Below are 18,879 nucleotides of genomic sequence, written 5' to 3'. Positions count from 1 at the left end.
ACGCGATGGCCGACTTCTCCACGCGGAACCTGCGCGGTGAGGGCCGCACGCTCACAGCGTGGACGAACCTGGTGGCCGACGATGCGCTGTACTCGGCGATCGTCGTCTCGCTGCTGTTGTCGGTGCTGACCGTGGTGGTCATGTTGCTGCTCCTGCTGCCGACGATGATCTGGGTGCGGTTGCGCGCGCCGTGGGCCAAGGGGCTGATCGACTTCCTGTGCCTGCTGCCGTTGACCATTCCCGCACTGGTGATCGTGGTGGGGCTGCGCAACGTGTACCTGTGGGTGAACTACCTGCTCGGCGAGTCCGCGCTGACCTTGACCTTCGTCTACGTCATCGTGGTGTTGCCCTTCGCCTACCGGGCACTCGACGCCGCGCTGTCGTCGATCGACCTGCAGACACTGTCGGAGGCCGCCCGCTCGCTGGGGGCGGGGTGGCCCACCACGGTCCTGCGCGTTGTGGTGCCGAATATCCTCTCCGGTGTGGTTTCGGCGGCCTTCATCTCCATCGCGGTCGTGCTCGGCGAGTACACCATCGCGTCGCTGTCTGGTTTCCAGACCCTGCAGGTGCAGATCGTGGCCATCGGCAAGAGCGACGGACCGACCTCGGTGGCGGCCTCACTGGCGGTGCTGCTGTTCGGCTTCGTCCTGCTCCTGGGCCTGTCGGTGCTCACCAAGCGGTTGCGGCGGGGCCGCAGTGTCGACGCCGGGGAAGACGCCGACCTGCCGACGGGAGTGCCGCGATGAGCCCGCGCCGCGCCGGAGTCGCCGTCGACCTGGTGAACCTGAGCCGGGTGTTCGGCACCGTGAAGGCTCTCGACGGCCTCACGCTGCGCCTGGCGCCGGGGGAACTGGTCGCCCTGCTCGGACCGTCGGGATGCGGTAAGACCACGGCACTGCGGATTCTGGCCGGTCTGGACGAGCCGACGTCCGGGCGCGTCGCGGTCGGGGGCCGAGACGTCACCGCCACTCCGCCCAACCGACGTGACATGGGCATGGTGTTCCAGGCCTACAGCCTGTTCCCGCATCTGACCGTCCTCGACAACGTCGCGTTCGGGTTGAAGGTGCGGGGTGCGTCCAAGGCCAAGCGCGACGCGCGCGCGGCCGAAATGCTCGACCTGGTCGGGTTGTCCGCGCAGCGGGACAAGTACGCCAGCCAACTGTCGGGCGGACAGCAGCAGCGTGTGGCGTTGGCGCGTGCCCTGGCCATCGAGCCCCAGGTGCTTCTGCTGGACGAGCCGTTGTCCGCGCTGGACGCCAAGGTGCGCGTACAACTTCGCGACGAGATCCGGCGGGTGCAGTCGGAGGTGGGGACGACGACCCTGTTCGTGACGCACGACCAGGAGGAGGCGTTGGCGATCGCGGACCGCGTCGGCGTGATGAACCGGGGCAGGCTTGAGCAGATCGCCGCACCCGTCGACCTGTACGCAGCCCCCGCGACACCATTCGTCGCCGACTTCGTCGGCTTGAGCAACCGCATCCCGGCGCGCGCCGTCAACGGCGCTGTGAAGGTGCTCGGCGCCGTCGTCCCCGCACTGCCCGGTTCGGTGTCAGGGCCGGGAACGGCGCTGGTACGACCCGAGGCCATCGACGTCACCCCCGATCCCGAGGGGGATGCGACGGTCGTCGAGATTGCCTTCCTCGGATCCATCTCGCGCGTGAAACTTCAACTGCGAGGCGGTGTTCGACTGATCGCTCAGACCTCGGGCGGGCGTGCGAGACGGCTCGCCACGGGTATGCGAGTGCGTCTGCGGATCGATCCCACGCCCGTGCTGGTGGTCGCGGGCCCTAGCCGCCGAGGGCGGCGATCAGCTCCTTGATCTTCGCGGTCTCGTCAGAAGCGTGAACAGGAGCGGTTGCGCAAACATGCGCAATGTTGGAGAACTCGGCGTGCCGTGGTTGCTCTTTCAACAGCTACCAGTGTCAGCAAATCGTCCTGCGCGCAATGGAGTTCGCGGCGGCGCCGAGCAGGGTCAGAGCGTGTGCGGCCAGTGACGGGACGACCTACGATTGAGTGCCCGCATGCGTGGGTAAGCCCAGACCGATGGATGACGTGATTCCGATGGACCTGCCGTTCGCCGAATGGTTGCCCCGGCAACGTTGGTATGCGGGGCGCAACCGGAAGCTGACGGCAGCGACAGCCGCGGAGATCACGGCGCTGGACGACGGTCTGGATCTGATCCTGGTCGACGTCACCTATGCCGAGGGGGCGCCCGAGCGTTATCAGGTCGTCGTGCGGTGGGCCGACGAGGTGATCGACGGATTTCCCGACGCAGCCGTCATCGGTGCCGCGGGTGGACGCATCGGTCACGATGCGCTGCACCATCCGGAGTCGGCGTCGCGGCTGATGCGACTGTGCGCGACATCGGCGGTGCGCGGCCAGGTGGTGTTCTCCGCCGAACCCGATGTGAGGCTGCCGGGCGATGACGTCGCGCCGCGGGTGTCGAGTGCTGAGCAGAGCAACACCAGCGTGGTGTTCGGTGCCGAGGCGATTCTGAAGGTGTTCCGCCGCGTGCACACCGGCGTCAATCCCGACATCGAACTCAACCGGGTGCTCGGCCGGGCAGGCAACCCGAACGTCGCGCGCCTGCTGGCGTCGTTCGACACCACGTGGGACGACAGGCCCTGTCCGCTGGGCATGGTGACGGCATTTGCCGCAGGAGCATCCGAGGGCTGGGCGCTGGCGACCGCCGCGGCCCGCGCTCACTATGCCGGCGAACCGGGTGGGGACTTCACCGAGCAGTCGCGACAGCTCGGCCGTGCCGTCGCCGCGGTGCACGCCGCGCTGGCCGCGGAGTTGGGCACGTCGGAGGGGCACTACCCGGTTGACGTCGCGCTGGCCCGGCTCGGTGCCGCAAGCAGCCAGGTGCCGGAACTTCAGCCGCTCGCCGGGAAGATCGAGCAGCGATTCAGATCTCTTGCCGCAGAACCCATCACAGTGCAGCGCGTGCACGGAGACCTGCATCTGGGGCAGGTGTTGCGTACCCCGGAGGGCTGGCTGGTGATCGACTTCGAGGGTGAGCCCGGCGCGCCCCTTGCCGAGCGACGCAGGCCCGACTCCCCGTTGCGGGACGTGTCGGGAATGCTGAGGTCCTACGAATACGCGGCGTTTCAGCCCCTCGTGGGCACCGATGGGCAGCACCGGGAGGCGGCGGTGGCGTTCAGCGCCGCCAATCGCGCGGCGTTCTGCGACGGCTACGCCGAGGTTGCGGGCGAGGATCCGCGCGACTCCGAGCGGGTGCTGATCGCCTATGAATTGGACAAGGCGGTCTATGAAGCGGCCTACGAGGCGCGCTATCGTCCAGACTGGCTGCCCATTCCGCTGCGGTCGATCTCCGCTCTGGTGTACTGAACGAGAGGGCCATTCAATGCAGGCATCTGTGACGGTGCACATGGACGCACCGGCCGAGAAGATCTGGGATCTGATTGCCGACGTACGCAACACCGGCAAGTTCTCGCCCGAGACGTTCGAAGCCGAATGGCTCGACGGCGCAACGGGTCCGGCGCTGGGGGCGAAGTTTCGGGGGCACGTGCGGCGCAACGAGATAGGCCCCGTCTACTGGACGACCTGTCGTGTGACGTCCTGTGAACCGGGACGTGACTTCGGCTTTGAGGTGCTCCTCGGCGACCGCCCCGTCAACAACTGGCGCTACCAGTTGGTTCCCGCCGGCGACGGCACCGACGTCACCGAATCGTTCCGGATGAACGAGTCGCTGTTCAGCACACTGTTCGGCCTGTTCGGCGGACAGCTGCGGACGCGTCGGAATCGTCGCGACATGACCAAGACGCTCAACCGCATCAAAGCCGTGGTGGAGAGCTAAGCCTTGGCACCGAGCTAGAACACCGTCGCAGTGCAGTAGGTCCGGGCCGGGGACGGGTACGGCCACGCATACTGGCCGGCTGAGGACGGGCAGGCCTGTCGGTCTCTGACATCGAGGCGCTGCGTGATCTGCACAAGCACACCGTTGCTGGCACTTCGCTCAGTGCACTCGGCCCTCTCGACCACTCCGACCGGCATGCCGAGGCGGTAGCAGTGGTCGGCGACCAGGTTGGGCACCAGACAGAGGCTGGCCGTGGCCCGGTCCGCTGCAGGCCCGGGGAAGTGCTGGTACTCCGCGCTGGGGCATTCTCCGGTGGACGTCGCCAGGGCGCCGACGGTGTAACTGGGGTCCTCGCCGCATGACGACCGGCGCGACTGCACCTGATCCGGCGGACCGGCATCCACCACCACGCAGTCCCCGACCGCCAATGGACGCGTGTGCTCGGTCTCGAAAACCTGCCGCGCATCGTTGAGCGTGACCACCGTGGCGACCGAGGCCGCCAGCGCCGCGACCGCGCACAGCGCGATCGCGGATCGGGCCCACCAGGACCGAGGCGTCGGATTCATCCCTCAGAGGGTGACAGACATCGCCTCACTTGTCTCGCCTTTCACACGCGTATACACCGCGGAACGGCTGATCTGGGCCAACGACACGCGGAATCCTCAGCGTGCGGCCGGTGGCGAGGCCACTTGGCGGCGAACGTGACAGATGTCACACTCAAGTCTGACTTACGCAAAAGGGGGACTCCATGACCGTCATCCTCGATACGGGCATCGCGCGCCGGGAGAACGGCGTGCCTCCGCCCGACGTGCCACTTGCCGACATCGACCTCGGCTCGCTGGACTTCTGGGCTTGGGGCGACGACCGGCGTGAAGGGGCGTTCGCAACGCTGCGTCGAGAGGCGCCGATCAAGTTCTTCGACGTCGTCGAGATGCCCGGATTCCCGACGGGGGCCGGGCACTGGGCGCTGACGAAGCATGAGCATGTGCATTTCGCGAGCCGGAACCCCGAACTCTTCAGCTCCAGTCCGACCAGCACGTCGCTCAACGACGTCGCGCCGGAGATCTCCGAGTACCTCGGATCGATGATCACCCTCGACGATCCTCGGCATCTTCGCCTGCGGTCGATCGTCAACCGGGCCTTCACGCCGAAGGTGCTGGCGAGGATCGAGCAGAGCGTGCGAGACCGCGCGCGCCAACTCGTCGCCGACATGCGTGAGCAGCACCCCGACGGACGCGCGGATTTCGTCGAGGCGCTGTCGGGCCCGCTGCCGTTGCAGATCATCTGCGACATGATGGGCATCCCCGAGGAGGACGAATCCGACATCTTCCACTGGACCACCGTCCTGATGGGCACCGGCGACGACGAGGCCTCAGGCGACTTCGACGACGTCGTCAAGGTGGTGCTCGAACTCGGCAAGTACGGCGTGCACCTCGCCGAGTCCCGCCGAACACATCCGACCGACGACCTGACCACGAACCTGGTGAACGCCGAGGTCGACGGTGAGCGTCTGACGACGGCGGAGATCGAGTCCTTCTTCATCCTGCTGTTGGCGGCCGGCAATGAGACCACCCGCAACGCGATCAGTCACGGCATGGTCGCCATGACCCGCTATCCCGACGAACGGGCCAAGTGGTTCAACGACTTCGACGCGTGCGCGGGCACCGCGGTCGAGGAGATCGTCCGGTGGGCGTCGCCGATCATCTTCATGCGCCGCAACCTCACCGCGGACTACGAAATGGGTGGCGTGCAGATGAAGGCTGGCGACAAGGTTTCGATGTGGTACAACTCGGCGAACCGCGACGAGTCGGTGTTCGCGAATCCGTGGATGTTCGACATCACCCGAAATCCCAACCCTCAGATCGGTTTCGGCGCCGGCGGGGCGCACTTCTGTCTGGGGGCCAATCTGGCGCGCCGTGAGGTTCGGGTGCTGTTCGACGAATTGCGGATGCAGGTCCCAGACATCGTCGCCACCGAAGAACCGGCGATCCTCCGCTCGGCCTTCGTGCACGGCATCAAGAGACTGCCGGTCGCCTGGACGCCCTAAGGGCAGGCTTTCAGAAGACCCGGACCTGTCCCTCGAGGGCGGGGACGGTCTCGGGCAGGTGGTAGGTGGCGATTCCGTTGCGGAACATGATGGCCTCGCGGGCGTGTTCGGGCAGGTGCTTGACCAGCCAGCGCGGGTCGTCGAAGGTCCAGTGCGGGTAGTCGCTGCTGTAGAGCAGGATCTTGTCGCACTCCATCCACTCCAACGCTCGAGACAGTTCGGTCTTGTCCTCGGGATAGTCCAGGGGTTGGGTGGTGAATTTGATGTGGTCCTTGACGTATTCGCTGGGCTTGCGCTTGATGTCCAGCCACTGCTTGCGGGCCTCGTAGATGGCATCCATGCGCCACATCAGCGGCAGGATCCAGGTGAAGGCGTGTTCGACCAGGACGATGCGCAGGGTGGGGAAGCGGTCGAAGACCCCGTCGAAAACGAGGCTCATGACCTGGTTGGCCGCCAGCAGCGAATAGGTGACCATGAAATCGTGGTTGTAGCTCGGGAAACCGACCGGCGGAATCGGCAGCTCCTCGAAATGGCTGCGGGACAGGTGGCAGGACACGGTGATGTCGTGCTTGGTGGCCGCGGCCCAGACCGGGTCATACATCGGGTCGCCCCAGGAGGGCCTGCGTTCGGCCTTGATCAGGACCTGCGCCATGTAGGGGTGCCCGGCCCACTTCTCGATCTCGGCGGCCGCGAGCTCGGGTGCTTCGATCGAGACGCAGATCGATCCGCGCCAGCGCTGATGCCAGTTGTTGTGTGAATCCAGCCAGTGATTGGCCTGCCAGTCGTTCAGTGCCTGGCTCATCGCGTGATCGGCCTCGGCCAACCGCGCCGGATAGGCGCCGGGTTCCAGGATCGCGATGTCGGCGCCGGCCTCCATGATCAACTGGCGGAACGCCAGATCGGGATCGCTGCCGGCGAACTCGCCGTCGGCCGGGAAGGTGTCGACGCGCATGGCGAACGCGTGTGCGTAGTCGGGGGCGTCGTAGTAGATCAGGTCGGCGTATTTATGGGTCAGGAAATACTGGCTGCGCCACGGCTCCGGGATGTACTGCACCAACTCGCCGCTTCGCGGCACCGGATGCACATCGGAGTCGACGCATCGCACCGCGATGTGTTCTTCGGCGGGTCGCCGTGCGCTGATCTGGGCTGACTGCTGGATCATGGCTTGGCCTCCTGACCCGAGTCTGCCCTGCGCTCGACGCTGGAGACAAGGGTTCGGGCCGCGCGTCGGGGGCAGGCTCTAGATTGAGCTGCGATGGGCCTACATCTTCACCGCGCCGCACGCACGGATCTCCTCGCTGACGGACTCGCCGACCTCCTGGCTGTCCCGCAGCCGGATCCGTTCGCCCAAGAACTGGTGCTCGTGCCCGCGCGCGGCGTCGAACGCTGGCTCTCGCAGCGGCTGTCGCACCGCTTGGGCTGCGGCAACGGATCCGACGGCGTCTGCGCCGGCGTGTCGTTCCGGTCACCGCGCTCCCTGATCGCGGAACTCACCGGAACCGATGACGACGACCCCTGGTCGCCCGACCGGATGGTGTGGCCGCTGCTGGACACGATCGACGGCTGTGCCGAGGCGTCGTGGTGCCGCGCGTTGGCCCAGCACCTCGGATTCCACCGCGACGGTGAGGAGGCCGAGCTGCGGCTGGGCCGGCGCTACGCCGTGGCCCGCAGAATCGCGGGCCTCTTCGCGTCCTACGCCACCCAGCGCCCACAGCTTCTCGTCGACTGGTTGGACGGCACGGACAGCGATGGCATTGGCGGTGTGCTGGACTCCGACCTGCGTTGGCAGCCCGAGCTGTGGCGGGAACTGGTGCGCCGAATGGGAATCGACCCGCCGCACGTGCGGCATGCCGCCACCGTCGCGGCCCTGCGCTCTGCGCCGTCGCAGTTGCCGCCGCGGATGTCGCTGTTCGGCCAGACCCGGCTCGCGGCAACCGATCTCGACCTGCTCGCGGCGCTGTCCACCCATCACGATGTGCACCTGTGGCTTCCGCACCCCAGCCCGGCGCTGTGGGAGAGCCACAGGACCCGGCCGGTGACCAGGCTCCGTCGTGCCGCCGTGGACGAATCCGAGAGTGATCACCCACTGTTGGTCACCCTCGGCCGTGACGTCCGCGAGCTTGCGCAGTCGCTGCCCGCGGTCGCGGTGGACGACGGGGAACTGGGTGCGGTCACCCAGCCCGACACCCTTCTCGGATGGCTGCAGTCGGATCTGGCGCACAACGCGGTGCGCCCCGAAGGGCGGGCGTTCTCGCCCGACGACAGATCGTTCCGGGTGCACGGCTGTCACGGCCCCGCGCGCCAGATCGACGTTCTGCGGGACGTGTTGTTGGGTGCGCTCGCGGACGACCCGACGCTGGAACCGCGCGACATCCTGGTGATGTGCCCCGACATCGACACCTACGCGCCGCTGATCATCGCCGGTTTCGGCCTGGGCGAGGCGAACTCGGGTGCCGGCCATCCCGCCCACCGGCTGCGCGTTCGGTTGGCCGACCGCTCGCCGGTGCAGACCAATCCGCTGCTGGCCGTCACCGCGGCCCTGCTCGACCTGGTCGGCGGCCGCGCGACCGCCAGTGAGGTGCTCAACCTCGCCGAGGCGCCGCCGGTGCGGGCCCGGTTCGGGTTCAGCGACGACGACCTGGACACCCTGGGCGCCTGGGTCCGGGAATCCGGCGTGCGATGGGGATTCGACCAGGCCCACCGCGCACCGTTCGGGGTTGGGGCGTTCGTGCACAACACGTGGCAGTTCGGCCTGGACCGAGTGCTGTGTGGCGTCGCGATGTCGGACGACTCGCAGGACTGGCTGGGCATCACGCTTCCGCTGGACGATGTGGGCAGCAACCGCGTCGAACTCGCGGGCCGGTTCGCCGAGTTCGTGGACCGCCTGCAGTGGACGGTCGACTCGTTGTCGGGCACCAAGACTCTGGCCGAATGGATGAACCTGCTCCGCGAGGGCGTCGAGCGGTTGACGAAGGTCGGCGTCGACGACGGTTGGCAGGCCGCCCAGCTGCACACCGAGTTCGCCGACGTCGTCGCCGACGCCGCCGACTGCAGCGCGAACCCGTTGCGGCTCAACGATGTCCGCTCACTTTTGACGCGCAGGCTGGCGGGCCGTCCGACCCGCGCCAACTTCCGCAGCGGGAGTCTGACGGTGTGCACGATGGTGCCGATGCGGTCGGTGCCGCACCGCGTGGTGTGCTTGGTGGGACTCGACGACGGCGTGTTCCCCCGGGTGGGCGCACCCGACGGTGACGACGTGCTGGCGCGCGAACCCGTCGTCGGCGAGCGTGACATCCGGTCTGAGGACCGCCAACTGCTGCTCGACGCGATCGGCGCGGCAGGCGAGAAACTGGTCATCACCTACACCGGCGCCGACGAGTACACCGGCCAGTCGCGACCGCCCTGTGTACCCCTGGCCGAGATCCTCGACGCCCTGGACCGCACCACCCCGGCGCCCGTGCGCGAGCACGTGCTGGTGGCGCATCCGCTGCAACCGTTCGACCGCAGGAACGTCACGCCGGGGGCGCTCGGGGAGCCGACACCGTTCACCTTCGACCCCACGGCCCTGATCACCGTGCCCGAGGCGAGCGGCTCTCGGCAGGCCGATAATCGCAGCTTCCTCGACGCGCCCCTCGCCGTCCCACCTCCCGGAGATGTTGCGCTGCAGGATCTTCTGACCTTCTTCAACGATCCGGTGAAGGGGTTCTTCCGCAGTTTTGAGGTGGCACTGCCCTATGACGCCGACGTCGTCGAGGATGCGATCCCGGTGGAGATCGACCAACTGCAGACGTGGGCCGTCGGCGACCGGATGCTCGACGACCTCCTCCGCGGACACGATGCGGACTGGGCCCTGCACGCGGAATGGCGCCGTGGTCAGCTGCCACCCGGGCAGTTGGGGTGGCGCACGGCGCAGCGAACCCAGGAGATGGCCAAGCGCTTGGCCGACACGGCGTCGGCATACCGGATCGGGTCGGCCGAGGCCGTCGACGTGGACCTGGAACTGCCGTCGGGACATCGGCTCACCGGCACGGTGAACCCCGTGCACTCCGGGCGCTACGTCTCGGTCACCTACTCCACACTGGCGCCTAAACACCTTCTGCAGGCGTGGATTCGGCTATTGGTGCTGACCGCGGCCGAACCCACTCAGGATTGGGCCGCGGTGTGCATCGGGCGGCGGCGCGGAAACGCCGTCAGCGTGCGCAGCTTCGGCCGCCCCGCCAGGCCGGCCGCCGACCTGCTCGGTGATCTGGTCGCGCTGTACGACACCGGCCGCTGCGAACCGATTCCGTTGCCGCTCAAGACATCCTATGCGTGGACCGAGGCCCGGCGCACCCGATCCGATCCTCTCCGCGCGGCGTCGTTCAAATGGAAGTCCGACAAGTATCCCGGGGAGGACGCGGCACCGGCGCACATTCGAGCCTGGGGCGAGGGGGCCCCGTTGGAGGTTCTGCTCGGCCCGCCCGCTGCCGGTGAGGAGACGCGCGGTGAGGGCACGCGCCTCGGGGCGCTGGCCGACCGGGTCTGGGATCCGATGCTGGCGGCCGAACAGGAGGCGGGTGTATGAAACCGTTCGACCTGCTGGGGCCACTGCCCGAAGCGAATTCGACCACGGTGCTGGAGGCCAGCGCGGGCACTGGAAAGACCTTCGCACTGGCGGCGCTGGTCACGCGCTACCTCGCCGAACAGGGCGCGACGCTCGACGAGATGCTGCTCATCACGTTCAGTCGCGCGGCCACCCGGGAACTGCGGGAACGTGTCCGCGCCCAACTGGTCGAGGCGGTCGAGGCATTCGCCACCCCGCCCGCACCGGGTGAATCCAACGACCTGATCGAGCACCTGCTCGACGCGGGCCCCGAGGAGTGCGCGGTTCGTGCCCGCCGACTGCGGCATGCGCTGGCGAACTTCGACTCCGCGACCATCGCGACCACCCATCAGTTCTGCCAGATCGTGCTCAAATCGCTTGGCGTGGCCGGTGACGGCGATCCGGATGTGCAGTTGGTGGAGAGCCTCGACGACCTGGTCCGCGAGATCGTCGACGACGTGTACCTCGCGCATTTCGGGCAGCAGAAGATGACGCCGCCGATGACCCGGGAGGAGGCGCTCGAACTCGCCCGCGACGTCGTCGGGAACCCGGGCACGCAGATCCGTCCCGTCGAGGCGGCGGCGGGTACGGACGCGGCGGTCCGATTGGACTTCGTCCGCCGAGTGCTGGCCGAACTCGAACCCCGCAAGCGTCGCCTGCGGATCCAGGGTTACGACGACCTGCTGAGCCGACTCGCAGATGCCCTGCAGGACCCCGACGCCCCGGCCCGAGCGCGTATGCGGAGGAGGTGGCGCATCGTGCTCGTCGACGAGTTCCAGGACACCGACCCGATTCAGTGGCACGTGATCGAGCGGGCATTCGTCGGAGCCGCGACGCTGGTCCTGATCGGTGATCCCAAGCAGGCCATCTACGCGTTCCGCGGTGGCGACATCGTCACCTATCTCGCCGCGGCGCATGCAGCCGGCGATCGCCGCACGCTGGCGACCAACTGGCGCAGCGACCGTCCTCTCGTTGACGCCGTGCAGGCGGTGCTGCGGGGCGCCGAACTCGGTGACGCCGACATCGTGGTCGGCGAGGTGGCCGCGCACCACGAGGGGCACCGGATGGCCGGTGCACCGCACAACGACCCGTTCCGGCTCCGGGTGGTGGGTCGCGAGCGGTTCGGCCGCCGCGATGATCAGACGATCGCGATCGGCGACCTGCGCCGGTACATCGCCAAGGACCTGGCCGCCGATATCGCCGAACTGCTCTCCAGCGGCGCGACTTTCGACGGTGAACCGATCACGGCGCGGGATATCGCGGTGATCGTGGACAACCGGTGGGACGCCGCGCCGTGTCGCCGGGCCCTGGCCGCGGCGGGCATCTCATCGGTGTACTCGGGCGACGCCGACGTGTTCAGCTCCGACGCCGCCGGCGACTGGCTGTGTCTGATCGAGGCGATGGAGCAGACGCACCGCCCGACGTTGGTCCGCGCCGCCGCGCTGACCAGTTTCTTCGGCCACACCGGGACCAGTCTCGCCGAGGGTGGGGACGCACTGACCGATCTGATCGCGGAAACCCTGCGAGACTGGTCGGATCGGGTGCGGCGTTTGGGTGTCGCCGCGGTGTTTGAATCCGCGAACCTCGCGGGGATGGGTCAGCGCGTTCTGGCCAGCCCGGGCGGAGCGCGGCGGATGACGGACCTGGCGCACCTGGCGGACCTCCTGCAGGAGGCCACGCATCGTGACGGGTTGGCCCTTCCCGCCCTTGCCGCACTGCTGCGCGGGCACCGGAACAGCAACGGGACCGAGCGCACCAGGAAACTCGACAGCGAGGCGTCCGCCGTACAGGTCATGACGTACTGGGGCAGTAAAGGACTCGAGTACCCGGTGGTCTATCTGCCGTTCATGTTCAACCGCAACGTCAAGTCCCGCGATCGGGTGTTGTTCCACGACGACGCGGGGACGCGGTGTCTTCACATCGGCGGCGGTGGAAGTCCCGACTTCGCGGACGCCGTCGCACGGGGCACGGCCGAAGCGGCGGGCGAGGCGCTGCGCTTGGCCTACGTCGCGATGACCCGCGCGAAGTCTCAGGTCGTCACGTGGTGGGCCCCGTCGCGCGATGAGGTCAACGGCGGGCTGTCTCGGCTGCTGCGGGGGCGCAGGCCCGGGGAGTCTGCGGTTCCGGACCGCTGTGTGGCGGGCATCAGCGACGACGACGCGCGGCGCTTATTCCTGGACTGGCAGGCAGCAGGCGGGCCTGTGGTCGAGGAGTCGGTGATCGCGAGCGTGTCGAAGGTGCCGCCGTCGGCGCCGCCGGAGGGCTTGGCGATCAGGACCTTTGACCGCGCCGTCGACACCACGTGGCGGCGCACGTCGTACTCCGCACTGGTGCGGGCGGCGCAGGACGACATCGTCGGTGTGGGCAGTGAACCCGAGACCGTCGGCAAAGATGACGAGGCCGACGAGCCGACGGCCGAGGGTGCCGACGGGGCGAAGGTGGCCGACGGGCCCGTGTCGCCCATGGCGGATCTGCCCGGTGGTGCGACCTTCGGATCTCTTGTGCACGCCGTGCTCGAGACGGCCGACCCCTTGGCCACCGACCTCGAGGCCGAACTCACCACGCAGCTTGAGCGGCACTTCGCGTGGTGGCCTGTGGACGCGCCGATCGCCGAGATCGCCGCCGCGCTGATCCCTGTGCACGACACCCCGCTGGGCCCCCTGGCCGACGGACGCACCCTGCGCGCCATCGGAATGCCCGACCGGCTGCGGGAGCTGGACTTCGAAATACCTCTGACCGGAGGTGATCTGGTGTCATCGATCGGCCCGGTGACGTTGGCTCAGGTGGCGGACCTGCTGGACGATCTGCTGCCGGCTGACGACCCAGTGGCCCGATACGCAGGCCAACTGCGGGCACCCGCATTGGGGGCGGCCACCCTGCGCGGGTATCTGTCCGGGTCGATCGACGTCGTCCTGCGGATCCCGGACCCGGCGGTGGGAAACAGGTTCGTCGTGGTCGACTACAAGACCAACCGACTCGGGGAGAACGGTCGCCCAGTGGCGGCCGACTACGGTCCGGCTCAGTTGGCCGCCGCGATGCTGCACTCCGATTACGTGCTGCAGGCGCTGCTGTACAGCGTTGTGCTGCATCGGTATCTGAGGTGGCGGCTGCCCGGTTACCAGCCGGAACAGCATCTCGGCGGCGTCATGTACCTGTTCCTGAGGGGTATGTGTGGTGCGGAGACGCCGGTGATCGACGGACATCCGGCAGGCGTCTTCAGTTGGCGCCCCCCGGCACGATTGGTGACCGCGCTGTCGGATCTGCTCGACGGGGTGGTGTCGTGACTGACACTGTCGAGGACGCCTTCGATTGGCGGCGAGCCGTCAACGCCGGGGGACTGCTTCGGGTCTTCAACGACGCGGGTGTGCTGGAAGTCGCCGATGTGCATGTGGCGACGCGGCTGACGATCCAGGGCGGCGAAGGCAGCGAGCTTGTGGCGTTGGCGGTGGCGCTTGCCGTCCGCGCGCTGCGCTCGGGCTCGGTCTGCGTCGACATCCTCAGCGTCGCGCAGGATCTCGATGACGTCGACCAGCCCGAGGTGCCGTGGCCCGACCCCAAGGCGTGGTTGGCCGATCTGCGCAACAGCCCGCTGCTGACCAAGCACGCCGTTCTGCATCTCGAGCAGGATCGGCTGCTGTACCTGGACAGGTACTGGCGGGAGGAGCAGCAGGTCTGCAGTGACCTGCTGGCCCCGCGGCCCGCCCCACCGGTCGTCGACGAGGCGGCGCTGACGGCGGGGCTGAGCCGGGTGTTCCACCGCCCGAACTCCGAGGAACACCGCGAAGCCGCGCGAATTGCGCTGTCGCAGTGGATCACGGTGCTCACCGGCGGGCCCGGCACGGGGAAAACGACGACAGTCGCGGGTCTGCTGGCATTGGCGGCCGAGCAGGCAGAACTCGCGGGCGGCCCACCACCCCGCATCGCGCTGGCAGCGCCGACGGGGAAGGCTGCGGCCCGTCTGCAGGAGGCCGTGCGTGCGGAGATCGCCGGACTCGGTGACTCGGACCGCGCCCGGTTGCAGGGGCTGCAGGCTCTCACGTTGCACCGCCTGCTGGGATCGAAGCCCGACAGTTCGACACGGTTCCGGCACCACCGCGGCAACCGGCTTCCGCATGATCTGGTGGTCGTCGACGAGACCTCGATGGTGTCGCTGACGATGATGGCCAGGCTGCTTGAGGCGCTGCGCCCCGACACGCGCCTGATCCTGGTCGGCGACCCCGACCAGTTGGCCTCAGTCGAGGCAGGCGCCGTGTTGGCCGACCTGGTGGACGGGCTGGGCGCTCGGACGGACCGGCGCGTCGCCCAGTTGTCGACGTCGCACCGCTTCGGGGAGACCATCGGCCTGTTGGCCAACGCCATTCGCGAGGGCGATGCGGACCGTGTGCTGGAGATCCTCACCGGCGGTGGCGATCACGTCGAGTTCGTGAACAGGGCTGACCCCGCTGAGGCGTTGCGGGAGGTGTTGATGCCGCATGTGTTGGCGGTGCGCGACGCGGCCGCGATGTCGGGATCAGCGGCGTTGGCGGCGCTCGACGCGCACCGACTGCTGTGTGCGCACCGCGAGGGCGCGTTCGGCGTGCGCAGGTGGAACCGTCAGATCGAGCGGTGGCTGGCCGAGGAGACCGGTGAATCGCTGTGGGGTGAATGGTATCTGGGCCGGCCCGTGCTGGTGACGGCCAACGATTACGGGCTGGGCCTCTACAACGGTGACACCGGGGTGGCGGTGCTTGCCGATGGGGCGCTGCGCGCCGCGATCGCCGGTGCGCGCGGCGTGGTGGACTTCGCGACCAGCAGGCTGGCCGAGGTCGAGACCGCGCACGCCATGACGATCCACAAGAGTCAGGGCAGCCAGGCCGACGAGGTGACGGTGCTTCTGCCGCCCGAGGATTCACGGCTGCTGACGCGTGAGCTGTTCTACACCGCGGTCACCCGCGCGAAGTCGAAGGTGCGTGTCGTGGGTACCGAGCCGCAACTTCGGGCCGCGCTGGCGCGTCGCGTGGTGCGGGCGACGGGGTTGCGGCAGCGGTTGGCTGACTGAGCTCGCCGCGAGCGCCGGTTGGCTGACCCGCTGCGGACGTCCGGCTGACTGGTCTCGCTGCGATCCTCGGCTTGACCGAGCTCCCCGCGATCGACGAAATAACGGACTTTTCTTGCACTTTCGCTCCCATGTGTCGGTGTGGGAGAGAAAAAAACTGTGGCCCCCGCCGGAGCGGGGGCCACAGGGGGAACGAGTTCTTAGACGGCGCCGGGCGTTCCGTTGAGCACTCGCTGCATGTCGGGGATCATCTGCTGAAGCTGCTGTCCCCAGTAGCCCCAGCTGTGGGTGCCGTTGGCCGGGAAGTTGAACACGCCGTTGGTGCCACCGGCCGCGAGGTAGTTGTCGCGGAAGGTGATGTTGGTCCGCAGCGTGAAGCCCTCCAGGAACTGGGCGGCCATCAGGTTGGCGCCGTTGGCACCGGTGTCGAGCTCAGACGGGGTGCCGGTGCCGCAGTAGATCCAGACGCGGGTGTTGTTGGCCACCAGTCGATTGATGTTGACCATCGGGTCGTTGCGCTTCCACGCCGGGTCGGACGACGGGCCCCACATGCTGTTGGCGTTGAAGCCGCCCGCGTCGTTCATCGCCAGCCCGATCAGGGTCGGCCACCAGCCCTCGGACGGGTTCAGGAAGCCGGAAAGCGAAGCGGCGTACTTGAACTGGTCGGGATGCCAGATCGCGTAGGTCAACGACGCGCTGCCGGCCATCGACAGACCCACCGCGGCGTTACCGGTGCGCGACACGCCCCGGTTGGCCTCCAGCCAGGCGGGGAGTTCGGAGGTCATGAACGTTTCCCACTTGTAGGTGTAGTTCTGACCGTTGCCCTGCGAAGGCTGGTACCAGTCGGCGTAGAAGCTGGACTGGCCGCCGACCGGCATCACGGTCGACAGGCCGGAGCCGTGCAGCCATTCGAAGGCCGGGGTGTTGATGTCCCAGCCGTTGTAATCGTCCTGGGCCCGCAGACCGTCGAGCAGGTAGACCGCGTGCGGTCCGCCGCCCTGGAACTGGATCCGGATGTCGCGGCCCATGGACGGCGACGGGACATCGAGGTACTCCACGGGCAGTCCCGGACGCGAGAACGCCCCGGCGGGCGCCGCGCTCCCAGCCACCCCAATCAACCCGGGCAGCGCGGCGGCCGCAACTGCGGCGACCGTGAGCCGGCGAAGGGATGCCTTTGCCGTACCGCGCATCTTCTCAACGAACTTCACGACTGTCGCTCCTCCGTGTGTAATTACAAGCCTGTGTTACTGATGTGACGCAAGTGAATCATGTGTTTCCCGGTGGCAGCGGTCAGAAAACCCCGTGACGCTGTCGCGGTTAGGAAACGATTGGGATAAAGCCCGGAGGCCGATTCGTCACCGCGTTGTGACCATCGCTCGGCGTGTTCGCCTGAGCGGAAAGGGTTTCGCGGCACCGTTCGCCCAGTACACATCGGGTCTGCAGCACCGGGTGCGGGCGGGGGTCACAACTCCCGTGACATGGCCTCGTCGATGGCGTCCACGGCACGTCGGTGCCCGACGAGTTCGTAACCGACGACCACGACGATGGGTGCTGCCATGACCACCAACAGGCACACCGCCATGTCGACACCCCGGTGAGCCAGCACCACCGCGGCCACCAGCACCAGCGCGGCACCGGCCATCAGCACCACATGAAACGCGTCCAGGTGGCGCACCAGATACATGTAGAGCACGAAGACGCAGAGCAGATACACGGCGACCGGAACCGCGACCGTCAGCACAGTGTCGACGGAGTTGAGTTCGGAGTGATGCTCGATGTAGTACGCCGCGACATGCAGTCCGGCGCCGGTGGCGACGATCGCACCGAAGATCGGGATGTGTCCGTAGCCGAAGACGAATGACGACCCGGGGCGTGCGTCGAGCAGGGGCGCTGCCGGCACGACGAAGTACACCCACCACAGGCCGAACGTCAGGCCGGTCCCGGCGACGGCGAGCAGTGCGGTGTCCACGGTCCAGCCCCGTTCACCGATCAGCGCCGACAGTGACGCGACCGTGCCCACCACGCCCTCACCGAGGGCGATGATCACCAGCAGGCTGTAGCGCTCGGCGATGTGACGGGGATGCCACGGGGTGCCGCCCTTGACGCGTTCGGCGATCCACGGGCCCGCGAACTCGACTGCACCGAGCACCACGTAGAGCAGCAGGGTCACCTCGACCGAGGTGTTGAGGATGATGACCCCGATCCAGCCGATCTGTGAGACCGTGATCGCCACGGCATAGGTCAGGCACGCCGCCCGGCGGGCGGGATCCTGCCGGGCCGCGCGTAACCACTGGAACAACAGGGCAATTCGCATCACCACGTATCCGGCGATCATCACCCGGTTGTCGACGTGCTCGCCTTCGGCGATCGAGGAGTAGGTCGGCGGGATACCGAGGGCCAGGATGATGACGCCGACCATCTGCAGCATCGTGGTGACTCGGTAAGCCCAGTCGTCGGTGTCGTAGGCCGAGGCGAACCACGTGAAGTTGATCCACGCCCAGCAGACCGAGAACACCGAGAACGCGAAGCCCGCCAGGCCTGCGCCGACGTGGTTCTGCGCCAGCAGATGCGCGAACTCCGATGCCGCCACGCCAAAGGCGATGACGAAGGTCAGGTCGAACAGCAACTCCAGTGGCGTCGCCGCCCTGTGTTCCTCGTGGGGATCGCGGCCCGACATCCGCCGCAGGTGGTGGGCGGGGGACAGGCGTCCGCGGTCTGGTCCGACTCCGGTCACCGATCCATGGTGCCACCGGCTGGCAAACCGCACTCGGTTTACCCGATGACGTCCGCCGGGCCGGGATCGGGCGCGGTCCAGGCCAGACCATCGCCGGTGCGCACCGTCCGATCAACAGCCGCTCAGTGCGGTGGGACTGTGCCCGCAGGGCAGGGCGGACCAGAGCTCAGGGCAGGGTGTGCAGGGTGACGTCCGACACCACGCCGTCGGCCACGGTCGCCGTCATGTACGTGTGCGCGGGTTGACGGCGCCGGTCGGTGGGGGAGCCGGGATTGAGCAGTCGCAACCCGGTCGAGGTGGTGGTGTCCCACGGGATGTGGCTGTGGCCGAACACCAGGACATCGGTGTCGGGGTACAGCTTCGACATCCGTGCCTCGCGCCCGGCTGAAGCACCTGTCTCGTGCGTGACGGTGAACCGGACCCCGCCCAGGGTGACGTCGGCACGTTCGGGGAGACGCGCTCGCAGGTCGGGGCCATCGTTGTTGCCCCAGCAGGCCACCAGCTTCGCGGAGCGGGCCTCGAGCGCGTCGAGCAGGCCGACCTCCATCCAGTCCCCCGCATGGATCACGACGTCGGCGCGGTCGACTTCGTCCCAGACTGCCGCGGGCAGGTCCTTGGCGCGCGTGGGTACGTGCGTGTCGGAGATGATCAGCAGTCGCAT

Annotated in this window: 13 protein-coding genes; 8 read left to right on the top strand and 5 right to left on the bottom strand. The window is 68.0% G+C overall.

What is annotated here, in order from left to right:
• Window positions 1-5 precede the first annotated feature (5 nt).
• The 4 genes from G6N34_RS23240 to G6N34_RS23225 all read left to right on the top strand — a co-directional run bounded on the left by G6N34_RS23240 (window position 6) and on the right by G6N34_RS23225 (window position 3,820).
• Window positions 6-746, top strand: a complete 741-nt coding sequence (locus G6N34_RS23240) for an ABC transporter permease (RefSeq protein WP_085151459.1) — start codon at window positions 6-8, stop codon at window positions 744-746.
• The gene (locus G6N34_RS23235; protein WP_085151431.1) at window positions 743-1,819 is read left to right on the top strand and encodes an ABC transporter ATP-binding protein; all 1,077 of its coding nucleotides are present in this window, start codon (window positions 743-745) and stop codon (window positions 1,817-1,819) included. The genes G6N34_RS23240 and G6N34_RS23235 overlap by 4 nt, the downstream gene beginning before the upstream one ends.
• A gap of 242 nt (window positions 1,820-2,061) precedes the next feature.
• Entirely contained in the window at window positions 2,062-3,351 is a 1,290-nt protein-coding gene (locus G6N34_RS23230) for a maltokinase N-terminal cap-like domain-containing protein (RefSeq protein WP_085151458.1), read from the top strand.
• Window positions 3,352-3,367: 16 nt separating this feature from the next.
• Entirely contained in the window at window positions 3,368-3,820 is a 453-nt protein-coding gene (locus G6N34_RS23225) for an SRPBCC family protein (RefSeq protein WP_085151430.1), read from the top strand.
• A gap of 14 nt (window positions 3,821-3,834) precedes the next feature.
• On the opposite strand, the gene G6N34_RS23220 is transcribed toward G6N34_RS23225, so the two are convergent.
• On the bottom strand, window positions 3,835-4,386 hold the full coding sequence (locus tag G6N34_RS23220; protein WP_234812850.1) for a hypothetical protein: 552 nt from the start codon (window positions 4,384-4,386) through the stop codon (window positions 3,835-3,837).
• A gap of 182 nt (window positions 4,387-4,568) precedes the next feature.
• Here G6N34_RS23220 and G6N34_RS23215 point away from each other — a divergent pair, with 182 nt between their 5' ends.
• Window positions 4,569-5,867, top strand: coding sequence for a cytochrome P450 (locus G6N34_RS23215; RefSeq protein ID WP_085151429.1), 1,299 nt, complete (start codon window positions 4,569-4,571; stop codon window positions 5,865-5,867).
• Window positions 5,868-5,877: 10 nt separating this feature from the next.
• Here G6N34_RS23215 and G6N34_RS23210 read toward each other — a convergent pair whose 3' ends face one another.
• Complete coding sequence (locus G6N34_RS23210; protein ID WP_085151428.1) at window positions 5,878-7,029, bottom strand: amidohydrolase family protein; 1,152 nt, start codon at window positions 7,027-7,029, stop codon at window positions 5,878-5,880.
• Between the two features lie 93 nt (window positions 7,030-7,122).
• Here G6N34_RS23210 and recC point away from each other — a divergent pair, with 93 nt between their 5' ends.
• The 3 genes from recC to recD are packed head-to-tail and all read left to right on the top strand — an operon-like array spanning window position 7,123 to window position 15,487.
• On the top strand, window positions 7,123-10,431 hold the full coding sequence (gene recC / locus G6N34_RS23205) for an exodeoxyribonuclease V subunit gamma (RefSeq protein ID WP_085151427.1): 3,309 nt from the start codon (window positions 7,123-7,125) through the stop codon (window positions 10,429-10,431).
• Window positions 10,428-13,733: a UvrD-helicase domain-containing protein gene (locus G6N34_RS23200; RefSeq protein ID WP_085151426.1), complete on the top strand. Its 3,306-nt coding sequence runs from the start codon at window positions 10,428-10,430 to the stop codon at window positions 13,731-13,733. The genes recC and G6N34_RS23200 overlap by 4 nt, the downstream gene beginning before the upstream one ends.
• Window positions 13,730-15,487 carry an exodeoxyribonuclease V subunit alpha gene (gene recD, locus G6N34_RS23195; RefSeq protein ID WP_085151425.1) on the top strand — a complete coding sequence of 586 codons (1,758 nt, stop codon included), beginning with the start codon at window positions 13,730-13,732 and terminating at the stop codon, window positions 15,485-15,487. The genes G6N34_RS23200 and recD overlap by 4 nt, the downstream gene beginning before the upstream one ends.
• 197 nt (window positions 15,488-15,684) lie before the next feature.
• Here the strand turns inward: recD and G6N34_RS23190 are convergent, their stop codons facing one another.
• The 3 genes from G6N34_RS23190 to G6N34_RS23180 all read right to left on the bottom strand — a co-directional run bounded on the left by G6N34_RS23190 (window position 15,685) and on the right by G6N34_RS23180 (window position 18,879).
• The gene (locus G6N34_RS23190) at window positions 15,685-16,692 is read right to left on the bottom strand and encodes an esterase family protein (protein ID WP_085151424.1); all 1,008 of its coding nucleotides are present in this window, start codon (window positions 16,690-16,692) and stop codon (window positions 15,685-15,687) included.
• 254 nt (window positions 16,693-16,946) lie between these two features.
• Window positions 16,947-18,161 (bottom strand): low temperature requirement protein A, encoded by a 1,215-nt coding sequence (locus tag G6N34_RS23185; protein ID WP_085151423.1) that lies wholly within the window; start codon window positions 18,159-18,161, stop codon window positions 16,947-16,949.
• 223 nt (window positions 18,162-18,384) lie between these two features.
• Window positions 18,385-18,879: a metallophosphoesterase family protein gene (locus G6N34_RS23180; protein ID WP_085151422.1), complete on the bottom strand. Its 495-nt coding sequence runs from the start codon at window positions 18,877-18,879 to the stop codon at window positions 18,385-18,387.

This window comes from Mycolicibacterium confluentis (assembly GCF_010729895.1).
Lineage (GTDB): Bacteria > Actinomycetota > Actinomycetes > Mycobacteriales > Mycobacteriaceae > Mycobacterium > Mycobacterium confluentis.
This window is presented reverse-complemented; position numbering and strand designations above follow the sequence as displayed.